Raw genomic sequence first — 11,960 nt, 5'->3', positions numbered from 1 at the left:
AAAATGAGACAAATAATTTACTTGGTAATATTTAATATTACCTTTTGTTTTTTTTCTTGCCAGAACCAAAAAAAAGATGATTTTACATCTATTTTTAATGGAAAAAACCAAGAAGGTTGGAGTGGAGATGAAACCTATTGGTCTGTAAAAGATGGTATTTTAATTGGAGAAGTTACTCCAGAAACCATTCTAAAAAGAAACTCTTTTATCATTTATGAAAAAGAACAACCTCAAAATTTTGAATTAAAATTAGAATACAGAATTTCAAAATCAGGCAATAGTGGAGTCAATTATAGGAGTGAAAAGATAAAAAATAAACCATTTGCTTTAAGAGGGTATCAGTCAGATATTGACGGGAAAAATAAATATACTGGTCAAAACTACGAAGAAAAAAAACGAACTACTTTAGCCTATATTGGCGAGAAAGTGATTATTGAAGCAATGCCAGATAGTATTCCACCAACCAATATCAGAAAAAATGTAAAAAGGAATTGTTGGCAAACAAGAACTATTGTGGCTACTTTAGGTGATAAAAAAACATTAAAAACATCTATAAAAAATGAGGATTGGAATACCATGCATATCATTGTAAATGGTAATCGTATGCAACATTTTGTTAACGGTGTTTTAATGAGTGATGTTACAGATTTAGATACCAAAAACAGAAGTAAAAAAAGCTTTATTGGTGTGCAAGTACATGTTGGCCCACCAATGAAAGTAGAGTACAAAAATATATTACTAAAAAAAATAAAATAGCAACTTACTTCTTTTTTTTCCTTTTTGGGCCTCTTTTAGGTTCAGGATTTAATTTTATAAAATATAAAAGTATTTTTTTTACCACTTCAAGACCTCCAGCTTTTAAACCATTGTTAACGTTAGCACCAGTAATCCAATATAAAATCATACCAGCATCAGAACAATCCCATTTTCCTTTTTGAAATCGTACAACATTATCAACTTCTGCTAATTTTCCAATCGTCCATAGTAGTTGAATTCTAGAATCAGCGTGATTTTTAGCCCAATCCCAGTCTGAAATAGGTAATTTTAAATTTATATTTTGATCTGGAATTCGCACTTCCTCAATACCAAAATCTAAGATCTGTTGCCATGTATAAAAATCACCAGCATTATCATTTGCAGGATGATGCGTAATCACTTTTATAAATTTGTGTTTTTCTTTTGGTGTTTTTTGTAACGCCATTCCTATAATGTCAGGTTCACCCGCTTCAATTATCCATAAAGGGTTCTCTTTTGTAGAAGTATTTATTGCCCAACACAAATCGTTAATGGTTGCTTCTTTTTGCCAAACTGCATCAAAAAAAGTTAGGTGATTAAAAGCATCCCAACGTCTTGCTGTCATATCACAAGCAACTTGCATTAAATGATGACGTTCTTTTTCTGCTTTTTCAGAGATTCTATCATCTCTAACCAAATCGCAACTATGAGAATAATGTACCAATCTATCTTCTAAACCAGCAGCTTTAAGTAATGCAATAGTAATTGCTGTGCCTCCCAAATCATCTGGATCAGGTGAGTTTCCATCTGCAACTATGGCTATTCTTCCTTTTGGAGGGTTAATGGTTTGCGAAATACTTTGGTAAAAAGAAAATAATAGTAAAAATATAACGAGTACATTTTTTTTCATTTGATTATTTGTTTTGATATTCAAAAATAAAAATAAGACGATTTAACTAATTTGATACCCTGTGGTATCCTGCCAGAGAAAGTGTTTTTATAAACATTATCTTAACAATCGGTACAGTACAAGATACGTAAGTTTAAGTTAATATATATTTTGCAATAACTCACAATATCATAAATAAAGCGAATATGAAACAGTATATTTTTTTAATTTTAGTTATAATTCTTTTTGTCAGCAGTTGTAAACAAGAAAAAATAGCGCCTAAGAAACCTAATATATTGTGGTTGGTCACAGAAGATATGGGACATTACATCCCTTCTTTTGGAGATTCTACCATAGTTACTCCTCATTTAAGCAAATTAGCAAATGAAGGTGTAATTTATCCCAATTTATATTCTACATCTGGTGTTTGTGCCCCAAGTAGAGCTGCAATTGCAACTGGAATGTATCCATCTAGTATTGGTGCAAACCACATGCGTACTACTTCTTATAGTGAGGTAACTGGATTGCCTAAATATGGGGCAGTTCCTCCTCCAGAAGTAAAAATGATTAGTGAATTACTTCGAAAACAAGGGTATTATTGTACTAATAATTACAAAACAGATTATCAATTTAAACCTCCTGTTACTGCTTGGGATGAGAGTAGTCCTTATGCACATTGGAGAAATAGAGATAAAGACCAGCCATTTTTTGCTGTATTTAACTTTACTGAAACACATGAATCTGGTTTGTTTGAACCTTATGGATTTCGAGAAATTGAAACAAGACATTATCATGCTGGAGATAAATCGTACAATTGGAAAAACAAAGGAAAATCTCATGCTAAAAATAGAATGACAGAAGCAGAAACTCCTGTTCATATTCCAAAAGACACTAAATTTAAAGTGCCTCCATATTTACCAGATACTGATATTGTACAAAGAGATCTTTGGAAATTATACAACAATATTGCAGAAATGGACAGACAAGTTGGAGCGGTTTTAAAACAATTAGAAGAAGATGGGCTACTAGAAAATACTATAATTATGTTTTACGGTGATCATGGAGGGCCAATGCCTAGAGAAAAAAGACTGATTTATGATTCTGGTTTAAAAACCCCAATGATTGTACGTTTTCCAGGAAAAATACAAGCAGGAACAAAATTTAATCAATTGGTTAGTTTTGTAGATTTTGCACCAACATTACTTTCTCTAACGCATCAAAAACCGCCAGCATACATGCAAGGGCAAGCTTTTTTAGGAAAGTATCAATCAAAAAAACAACGAAATTATATACATGCAGCAGCAGATCGATTTGATGGTTTTACAGATGCAATTAGAGCTGTAAAAGACAAGCAATTTAAATATATTAGAAATTATAGGCCAGAGCAAGGATATTATTTGCCAATAACGTACCGCGAAAAAATTCCGACAATGCAAGAATTAATAAGGTTAAAAGATAAGGGTAAATTAAATGATGTTCAGATGCAATGGTTTAGAGATAAAAAGCCAAAAGAAGAATTATTCGATTGTATAAATGATCCTTTTGAACTGAATAACTTAGCAGAAAAGCCTAAGTATAAAGATAAATTAGCAGAATTAAGCAATGAAATGGATAGATGGCTTGCAGAAATTGGGGATGTACCTAACTTGCCAGAAAAAGAATTGGTAGCCAAACTTTGGGATGGAAAAAAAACAAAACCCAAAACAGCAAATCCAGTACCAGTTATAAAAAATGGTAAAATTGCAATTAGTTGCGATACAAAAGGAGCTTCTATAGGCTATAAAACAAACCCTAAAGCCAAGAGTTGGTCAGTTTATTCTGGGCCTTTTAAGATAAAATCTACAGAAATGCTAGTAGTTAAAGCACATAGAATTGGCTATGAGCCAAGTAAAGATGTAAAAGTTAAAATAACTATGTTAAAGTAGAATCAACTAAATTTTATCAATAAATAAAATATATATTCCTTTTTTTGATTTTTTCATAAAATATTAACTTTTTTCTGAATGTCCGTAATCACCCATAATTTTGTATATTTAAAAGAACGTAAAGTATATAGGAAATGAATCTTTTTACATTTAGTGCACATTTTGGAGATGAAGAAGCTTGTAGGCTTCATTTTAAACAAGAGCGTGATGAAATTGGAGTAAAATGCCGTAGATGTGGTCACGACCAGCATTATTTGATAAAGAGTGTATGGAGTTATGAGTGTAAATCATGTCGTAGTAGAACTTCACTATGTAGTGGTACAATTATGCAAGGTTCTAATTTGTCTTTTTTGATTTGGTATAGAGCTATGTTCTTGATGAGCGCAACAAAAAAAGGTTTTTCTGCAAAAGAGATGCAACGCCAGTTAGGTTTAAAGCGCTATGAGCCTGTATGGTCTTTAGTTCATAAACTGCGTAAAGCTATGGGCAAAAGAGATGCTCGTTATACTCTTGAAGGAATGATTGAATTTGATGAAGGTTATTTTACTGTTGAATCTAGTAAGGTAGAACAAAACAAAGCTAAAAGAGGTCGTGGTGCTGCTGGTAAAAGAAATGTTGCAGTAATGGCAGAAAGTACACCACTAGAAGATGTAGATAGTGGTAATAAAAGCAATCAAGTACGATATTTTAAAGCCAAAGTATTGAACACACATCTAGCAGATGAAATTAACGAAACTATACAGGAAGAACTAGATAATAAGACCATAGTCTTTTCAGATCAAAGCACATCTTATGTTAATATTGCCGATTTTATAGAATTACACGTCACTGAGAAGTCTACTAAAGAGTCTACCGAAGAAACTTTAAAATGGGTGCATATATTTATTAGTAATGCAAAACGTAATCTGATAGGGAACTACCATAAAATCAAAGGAAAGTACCTACAACTATATCTAGATGAGTTCGTTTATAAACTCAATAGACGCTATTTTGGAGACAGACTCTTTGAAAGAGTTGTTATTGCTAATATTACAGGTTATGAGTGATAACGGATATACAGTACTTTTTTTAATAAAAAAATATTTTTTAAACAATTAATACTGTAATAACCCGTTGTGCATTTTAAATAATGCTAATTTTAATATTATTAATATTCCTATCGAATATAAATTTATTGATGTACTGAACCGTTGTTAACGCTGTAATTTTTGATAATATTCTAGTTTTAAACCCTTGAAAAGTCTTTGCATAATTTCGTCTTATCATAAACTGATCGCAAAGTTGAGAAAATAATGTCTCTATCCTTTTTCTTTTTTTTCTAAAAACATAAGGCTGTTTTTTGTACTCTTTTTGATTACTTCTCATTGGTGTATTTAACTTTATATTGCAGGATTCAAACAAGTTAAGTTGAATCTCTGATGATAAGTAACCTCTATCTCCAATTAATGTACAATCACTTATTTGCAGTTTAATGTCTTTTAGATAATTGATATCATGTACCGAAGCTGGGCTCAAATCTATACTTTGAAAAACACCATTTACAGAGCAAACAGCGTGTAGCTTATAACCATAATAATTAGAACCTTGCGCAGCACAATAACCCTTGTCTGGAAACGCATAAGTATCTTCTTTACAGATTTTTGAACGGGAACTCCTTGATAATTTACAAACTTCTAAAGGCATACTATCTACAACAAAATAATTTTCAAACTCATTGAAAGATGATGCTAATTTTAATCGAATATCATTCAGCGAATTAGTGAGTCTTCTTCGTCTTCTATTGTAAACACTGCGTTCAATTTTTGATAAAATATGTTTTGGAAGTTTTCTAAACAAGTCATTTTCACTATCAATTCCCATAAATTCAGCAGTTAAACTCAAACTAATAAGTTCTAAATCACTAAATTTTGGTTGACGCCTTTGATAACTTAAAAGCTGTTCTTTTGATATTTTTCTTAATACTTCCAAAATTCTTTCGTAATTTGCATTTAAGTTGTTCATATTTAATGATTTGTGGTTAAATCAATTTACTGATTTTCAGTAATATGAACAACTTTTTTTTCTTAAATCATAATGCACAACGGGTTAATATAATCTTTAAATAGAATAGTCCATGTATAGGCTTCTTCTCCAGTGGCACAAGCAGGCACCCATATTCTAAGATTATTATTTTCGGTATTTGAAACGACTTTCTGAATTATATTTTTTTGAATATAATCAAAAGTGTCTTTATCCCTAAAAAAGCTAGTAACACTTATTAAAAATTCTTTGCACAGTGTATTCACCTCTGTACTATCATCTTCCAGTAATTTTACGTATTCTTCGAGGTTGTTTAATTTTTTCACTGTCAGTCGTCTATCAATACGCCGAAATATAGTATTTCTCTTATAGTCATTAAAATCGTTTCCGGTTTGGCCTTTTACAATATTAAAAATTTTAGTTAGTAATGTTTCCGACTGTTCATTAAAACTTATTTTTTTGAGTTCTTTAAATTCGTTTTCAATATAATTTAAAATTACATTGGGCATTTCCTCCACAGGAATTATATAGTCTATTAGTTTGGTATGTACTGCGCTTAAAGGCATTCCGTCGTATTCAGCAGTATTAGGTTCTTGTACAATTGTTAGTCCTCCTGCTTCTTTTACTTCTTTTATGCCATGCGTTCCATCAGAACCGGTGCCAGAAAGTATTACAGCTACTGACTTTTCAGCTAAACTGTTTTTCATCGACTTGAAAAATACATCGATAGGTAAGTTAATGCCTTTTTTTTCGGGTAGTTTTTTAAGGATAAGTTTATTATTTTCTAAAAGCACAAAATTTTTAGGAGGAATAATATATACATTTCCAGCCTGAACCCTCATATTGTTTTTGATTTGGCAAACATCCATTTTTGTATACCGTTTCACAATTTCTGCTAAAATACTTTTGTAGTTTGGTGATAAATGCTGAATAATTACGAAAGCGATTTTTTGGGTGCTTGGCATGTTTTTAAAAAAATTTTCAAATTCTTTTAAACCGCCGGCGGAAGCTCCTATACCTACTATTGGGGTTTTTTCATACTAATTAAATTAAAGTATTTTGCTATAGAAAGTTACGTATTCTTTCTGTAATACAAGTGTTTTTTATAACACTATTATAGGGATACCTTTTTTTTGGTGTAATTTATCTAGTTCAAAAGATTTTTTTAAGCCATTTTAGGAGGCGAAAAATAGTTTAAACTACTTCTTGTTTAAATCTTGAGTTCAGTAAAATTTACATAATTTTTTTTAACAATTTTTTTATATTCGTATTAAGATGTATTTTATTTGGTTTTCTAAAATCAAGGCTAAAATACATTTTTAAATTACTGTAAATATACAGTTTGTTTCCTTATTTTTCTAAGCTATCTCTTTGTTTTGATGGTTTCTAAAAGCCATATTTATATTTTAAATTTCTGCATATTCTTTTAGTGGTAACATTTTATAAAGGTTATATTGTTTCGTCATACTCATTATAACGTCATTGTTCTTTGCAATTTACGTAGCTATTTTACAGCAAATTCAAATGGTTTAGAAAAATCTGTAGCAATTAGTTTTTTTCAAACAGCAGTATTTTAAATAAAGATTTCTAACATAAATTAATATACAAAAAAATAATGAATGGCACTTGCTTTGGTAAATCGTAAACAATTCGTATATTTGCACCGAAAATAATGGTAAATGAAGAAAGAAGGGGACTTAAAGTCCCCTCTTTTTATACTTTATTTTAAGAATTAAAATGGATAAGAAAAAGGTACAAGATTTAGTAGATGAAGCTTTAGAGCTTAATAAATCGTTGTTTTTAATAGAGCTTTCTATCTCTGTAAATAACAAAATACAAGTGGTTGTAGATGGTGATAATGGAGTGCCTTTAAGCGAGTGTATTAGAATTAGTAGAAATGTAGAGCATAACTTAGATCGAGAAGAAGAAGATTTTTCACTAGAAGTTACCACTCCAGATATTGCACATCCACTAACAGAAAAAAGGCAGTATATTAAAAATATTGGCAGAATTTTAAAAGTAAAAACTGTAGAACAAGAATTTGAAGGAACTTTGGCAGAAGCAGACCAAGATAAAATTATCTTACAATGGAAAGCAAGAGAGCCAAAACCAATAGGTAAAGGTAAAATTACTGTAGAAAAAACAGTAACTATAGCGTATAAAGATATTAAAGAAGCAAAAGTGAAAATTGTATTTTAAGCAAAAAATGTAATGGAAAATATAGCATTAATTGATTCGTTTTCAGAATTTAAAGATAACAAAAGTATAGACAGAGTAACACTTATGTCTATTTTAGAAGAAGTATTTAGAGCAGCCTTAAAACGCAAGTTTGGTTCTGATGATAATTTTGATATTATTATAAATCCAGATAAAGGAGATTTAGAAATTTGGAGAAACAGAGTAGTCGTTGCAGATGGTTTTTCTGAAGATGATAACGAAGAAATAGAACTTTCTGAAGCAAGAAAAATTGAGCCAGATTTTGAAATTGGCGAGGACGTTTCTGAAGAAGTAAAGTTAATAGATTTAGGAAGAAGAGCTATTTTAGCATTACGCCAAAACTTAATTTCTAAAATTTACGAGCACGATAGTACAAATATATTTAAGCAATTTAAAGATTTAGAAGGCGATTTATATAGTGCAGAAGTACATCACATTCGTCATAATGCAATTATTTTGTTAGATGATGAAGGTAATGAAATTGTATTGCCTAAAAGTGAACAAATAAGATCTGACTTTTTTAGAAAAGGAGACTCTGTGAGAGGTGTAATAAAAACCGTAGAATTAAGAGGTAACAAACCCGCCATTATTTTATCTAGAACATCGCCCTTGTTTTTAACAAAATTATTTGAACAAGAAATACCAGAAGTTTTCGACGGTTTAATTACAGTAGAAGGCGTTGCAAGAATACCAGGAGAAAAAGCAAAAGTAGCTGTAGATTCTTATGATGATAGAATCGACCCAGTTGGAGCTTGTGTAGGTGTTAAAGGATCTAGAATACATGGTATTGTTAGAGAACTTGGTAATGAGAATATAGATGTTATCAATTATACAAAAAACGAACAATTATTCATCTCAAGAGCTTTAAGCCCTGCAAAAGTAACTTCAATGGAGATTGAAATGTTCGAAGAAGAAAAAAATGGTAAAAAAGGTCGTGTAAATGTACTTTTAAAGCCAGAAGAAGTTTCTAAAGCTATTGGTAGAGGTGGTGTTAATATTCGTCTAGCTAGCGAGTTAACAGGTTACGAAATAGATGTTAAAAGAGAAGGGTTAGAAGAAGAAGATGTAGAATTAACAGAATTTAGAGACGAAATTGAAGATTGGATTATTGCAGAATTTAAAAACATAGGGTTAGATACTGCAAGAAGTGTGTTAGAAACTACTGTAGAAGAATTGGTAAAAAGAACCGATTTAGAAGAAGAAACTATTTTAGATGTTCAAAGAATTTTAAAAGAAGAATTCGAAGAGTAGTATTAAAAATTGAAAAAGAAATCGTAAAAAAGTATATTTTTACAAAATTAAAGGCTAAAAAATAACATATGTCTGAAGGCAAAATAACGAGGCTTAATAAAGTTTTAAGAGAATTAAACATTTCTCTTGATAGAGCAGTAGAATACTTAGCAGATAAAGGTCATGAAATAGAATCTAGACCTACTACTAAAATTTCTGGTGAAATCTATCAAGTTCTTCTAGATGGTTTCCAAACAGATGCTAGCAAAAAAGCAGCCTCTAAGGAAGTTGGAGAGGAAAAACGAAAAGAGAAAGAAGCAATTCGTGCAGAACTTGAAGCTAAGCAAGAGAGAAAAAGGATAGAAGAAGCCCAAAAAGAAGAAGTTTTAAAAGCGAAAGCCGAAAAATTAGAGTTAAAGACTGTTGGTAAAATAGATATTGAGAAGGCAGGTAAAAAAGCCGAACCCAAAACAGAAGAAGTTAAAGAAGAAGCACCAAAAGTTGCAGAAACTAAAGCAGCACCTGTTGCAAAAGGGGCAGTAAAAGAGCCAGCAAAAGAAACTCCTAAAGTAGAAGCTCCAAAAGCGAAGAAAGAAATTTCTAACATAGAAAAAGAGTCTACAAAAAAAGAACCTTCAAAAAAAGCATATGCAAAGCCTGCTGCGAATGAAGAAAACTCTTCAGAAGTAACTGCAGAAAATGCAGAAGCTATAAAAACACAGTACAAAAAGTTAGATGGTCCAAACTTTACAGGTAAAAAAATCGATTTAAAACAATTCGAAAAACCTAAAAAGAAAAAGCCAGAAGCTAAAAAAGACACCAAATCAGACCCAAGAAAAAAACGTAAGCGTATTAGTAAACCTGGGTCTACAGGAGGCGCTGCAAGAGGTAATCAAGGTGGTAGAGGTTCTAATAGAGGTGGCTTCAAAGGAAGAGGAAATACTAGACCTGCTGTTAAAAAAGAAGAACCAACAGAAGCAGAAATCCAAAAACAAGTTAGAGAAACCTTAGAAAAATTACAAGGGAAATCTTCTAAAGGTAAAGGAGCAAAATATAGAAGAAATAAAAGAGAAGCACACAGAGAACAAACAGAAGCAGAATTAGAAGCACAAGCATTAGACAATAAAATTCTAAAAGTAACAGAGTTTGTTACGGTTAGTGAAGTTGCAACCATGATGGAGGTTCCTGTAACCAATATTATTTCTGCATGTATGTCTTTAGGTATGATGGTAACAATGAATCAGCGTTTAGATGCAGAAACATTAGTAATTGTTGCAGAAGAATTTAATCATAAAGTAGAGTTTGTTGGTGCAGAAGTAGAAGAGTCTATAGAAGAAGTAGAAGATAAACCAGAAGATTTAATTACACGTGCACCAATTATTACCGTAATGGGTCACGTAGATCATGGTAAAACATCTTTACTAGATTATATTAGAAAAGCAAATGTAATAGAAGGCGAAAGTGGAGGTATAACACAACACATTGGAGCCTATTCTGTAAACGTTGGCGATCAAAAAATTGCCTTTTTAGATACACCTGGTCACGAAGCCTTTACAGCCATGAGAGCACGTGGAGCGCAAGTAACAGATTTAGTAATTATTGTGGTGGCTGCAGATGATGATGTAATGCCACAAACTAAAGAAGCAATTTCGCATGCACAAGCCGCTGGAGTACCAATTATTTTTGCAATTAACAAGATTGATAAACCCAATGCGAATCCAGATAATGTAAAAACACAACTTTCTGCAATGAATTTATTGATAGAAGAGTGGGGTGGTAATATTCAGTCGCAAGATATTTCTGCAAAAACAGGAGAAGGGATACCAGACTTGTTAGAAAAAGTTTTACTAGAAGCCGAAGTGTTAGAACTAAAAGCAAACCCTGGTAAAAATGCAGTAGGTGCAGTAGTAGAAGCATTATTAGACAAAGGGAGAGGGTATGTAACTACTATCTTAGTACAAGCAGGAACCCTAAAAATTGGAGATTACTTATTAGCTGGTAAACACAGTGGTAAAGTAAAAGCCATGTTTGATGATAAAGGAAATAATTTAAAAGAAGCAGGTCCATCAACACCAGTATCTATTTTAGGTTTAGATGGTGCACCACAAGCTGGTGATAAATTCAATGTATTTGATGATGAAAGAGAAGCAAAACAAATTGCCTCTAAACGTTCTCAATTACAAAGAGAACAATCTGTTAGAACACAAAAAACATTAACCTTAGATGAAATCGGGCGTAGAATTGCATTAGGAGACTTTAAAGAATTAAACATCATCCTAAAAGGAGATGTAGATGGTTCTGTAGAAGCATTAACAGATTCTTTCCAAAAATTATCTACAGAAGAAATTCAAGTTAATATATTACATAAAGGTGTTGGTGCCATTACAGAAAGTGATGTGTTATTAGCAACCGCATCAGATGCAATTATTGTTGGTTTTAACGTAAGGGCACAAGGAAATGCAAGAATAGTTGCTGATAGAGAGGAAGTAGATATTAGAACATATTCTATTATTTATGATGCAATAAACGACTTAAAAGATGCTATGGAAGGTATGTTGTCTCCAGAAATGAAAGAAGAGGTAACAGGTAACGTAGAAATTAGAGAAGTATATAAAATCTCTAAAGTTGGTAATATTGCAGGATGTATGGTGATGTCTGGTAAAATCTTTAGAGATTCTCAAATTAGAATTATTAGAGATGGTATTGTTGTGCACGATGGTGTGTTGTCTTCTTTAAAACGTTTTAAAGACGATGTAAAAGAAGTTGCTAAAGGATATGACTGTGGTCTTCAAATTAAGAATTATAATGACATTCAAGAAAGTGATGTTATAGAAGCTTATAAAGAAGTAGCTGTAAAAAAGAAATTAAAGTAAATATATTTTAATATAAAAGTAAAGCCGAAATTCGTAATGAATTTCGGCTTTTTTATTGCTATATATTTTAAA

Annotated in this window: 9 protein-coding genes; 6 read left to right on the top strand and 3 right to left on the bottom strand. The window is 31.4% G+C overall.

Annotated elements, in window-relative coordinates; all coding sequences use genetic code 11:
* The first annotated feature begins 3 nt into the window (after nt 1-3).
* The gene (locus Q0662_RS04020; RefSeq protein WP_298947377.1) at nt 4-756 is read left to right on the top strand and encodes a DUF1080 domain-containing protein; all 753 of its coding nucleotides are present in this window, start codon (nt 4-6) and stop codon (nt 754-756) included.
* Between the two features lie 4 nt (nt 757-760).
* On the opposite strand, the gene Q0662_RS04015 is transcribed toward Q0662_RS04020, so the two are convergent.
* The gene (locus Q0662_RS04015; protein WP_298947375.1) at nt 761-1,645 is read right to left on the bottom strand and encodes a hypothetical protein; all 885 of its coding nucleotides are present in this window, start codon (nt 1,643-1,645) and stop codon (nt 761-763) included.
* A 185-nt stretch (nt 1,646-1,830) separates the two neighbouring features.
* On the opposite strand from Q0662_RS04015, the gene Q0662_RS04010 reads away from it, so the two are divergent.
* Entirely contained in the window at nt 1,831-3,549 is a 1,719-nt protein-coding gene (locus Q0662_RS04010) for a sulfatase-like hydrolase/transferase (protein WP_298947372.1), read from the top strand.
* A gap of 134 nt (nt 3,550-3,683) precedes the next feature.
* A complete protein-coding gene (locus Q0662_RS04005; protein WP_298947370.1) occupies nt 3,684-4,595 on the top strand; it encodes an IS1595 family transposase in 912 nt (303 codons plus the stop codon).
* A gap of 76 nt (nt 4,596-4,671) precedes the next feature.
* Here the strand turns inward: Q0662_RS04005 and Q0662_RS04000 are convergent, their stop codons facing one another.
* Together Q0662_RS04000 and Q0662_RS03995 are read right to left on the bottom strand one after the other, a co-directional pair.
* The gene (locus tag Q0662_RS04000) at nt 4,672-5,550 is read right to left on the bottom strand and encodes an IS982 family transposase (protein WP_298947367.1); all 879 of its coding nucleotides are present in this window, start codon (nt 5,548-5,550) and stop codon (nt 4,672-4,674) included.
* Nucleotides 5,551-5,612: 62 nt separating this feature from the next.
* A complete protein-coding gene (locus Q0662_RS03995) occupies nt 5,613-6,584 on the bottom strand; it encodes a chemotaxis protein CheB (RefSeq protein ID WP_298947462.1) in 972 nt (323 codons plus the stop codon).
* A gap of 721 nt (nt 6,585-7,305) precedes the next feature.
* On the opposite strand from Q0662_RS03995, the gene rimP reads away from it, so the two are divergent.
* The 3 genes from rimP to infB all read left to right on the top strand — a co-directional run bounded on the left by rimP (nt 7,306) and on the right by infB (nt 11,888).
* A complete protein-coding gene (rimP, locus tag Q0662_RS03990) occupies nt 7,306-7,767 on the top strand; it encodes a ribosome assembly cofactor RimP (RefSeq protein ID WP_298947365.1) in 462 nt (153 codons plus the stop codon).
* Nucleotides 7,768-7,779: 12 nt separating this feature from the next.
* The gene (gene nusA, locus Q0662_RS03985) at nt 7,780-9,036 is read left to right on the top strand and encodes a transcription termination factor NusA (protein WP_298947363.1); all 1,257 of its coding nucleotides are present in this window, start codon (nt 7,780-7,782) and stop codon (nt 9,034-9,036) included.
* A gap of 68 nt (nt 9,037-9,104) precedes the next feature.
* On the top strand, nt 9,105-11,888 hold the full coding sequence (gene infB, locus Q0662_RS03980) for a translation initiation factor IF-2 (RefSeq protein WP_298947361.1): 2,784 nt from the start codon (nt 9,105-9,107) through the stop codon (nt 11,886-11,888).
* Nucleotides 11,889-11,960: the final 72 nt, after the last annotated feature.

The organism is uncultured Polaribacter sp. (genome assembly GCF_947503855.1).
GTDB lineage: Bacteria > Bacteroidota > Bacteroidia > Flavobacteriales > Flavobacteriaceae > Polaribacter.
This window is presented reverse-complemented; position numbering and strand designations above follow the sequence as displayed.

Excerpts from the sequence above, each read along its gene's own strand:
- Q0662_RS04005 (WP_298947370.1), top strand. The coding sequence starts at position 3,684 with ATGAATCTTTTTACATTTAGTGCACATTTTGGAGATGAAGAAGCTTGT.
- rimP (WP_298947365.1), top strand. The coding sequence starts at position 7,306 with ATGGATAAGAAAAAGGTACAAGATTTAGTAGATGAAGCTTTAGAGCTT.
- Q0662_RS04020 (WP_298947377.1), top strand. The coding sequence starts at position 4 with ATGAGACAAATAATTTACTTGGTAATATTTAATATTACCTTTTGTTTT.
- Q0662_RS04015 (WP_298947375.1), bottom strand. The coding sequence starts at position 1,645 with ATGAAAAAAAATGTACTCGTTATATTTTTACTATTATTTTCTTTTTAC.
- Q0662_RS04010 (WP_298947372.1), top strand. The coding sequence starts at position 1,831 with ATGAAACAGTATATTTTTTTAATTTTAGTTATAATTCTTTTTGTCAGC.
- infB (WP_298947361.1), top strand. The coding sequence starts at position 9,105 with ATGTCTGAAGGCAAAATAACGAGGCTTAATAAAGTTTTAAGAGAATTA.
- Q0662_RS04000 (WP_298947367.1), bottom strand. The coding sequence starts at position 5,550 with ATGAACAACTTAAATGCAAATTACGAAAGAATTTTGGAAGTATTAAGA.
- nusA (WP_298947363.1), top strand. The coding sequence starts at position 7,780 with ATGGAAAATATAGCATTAATTGATTCGTTTTCAGAATTTAAAGATAAC.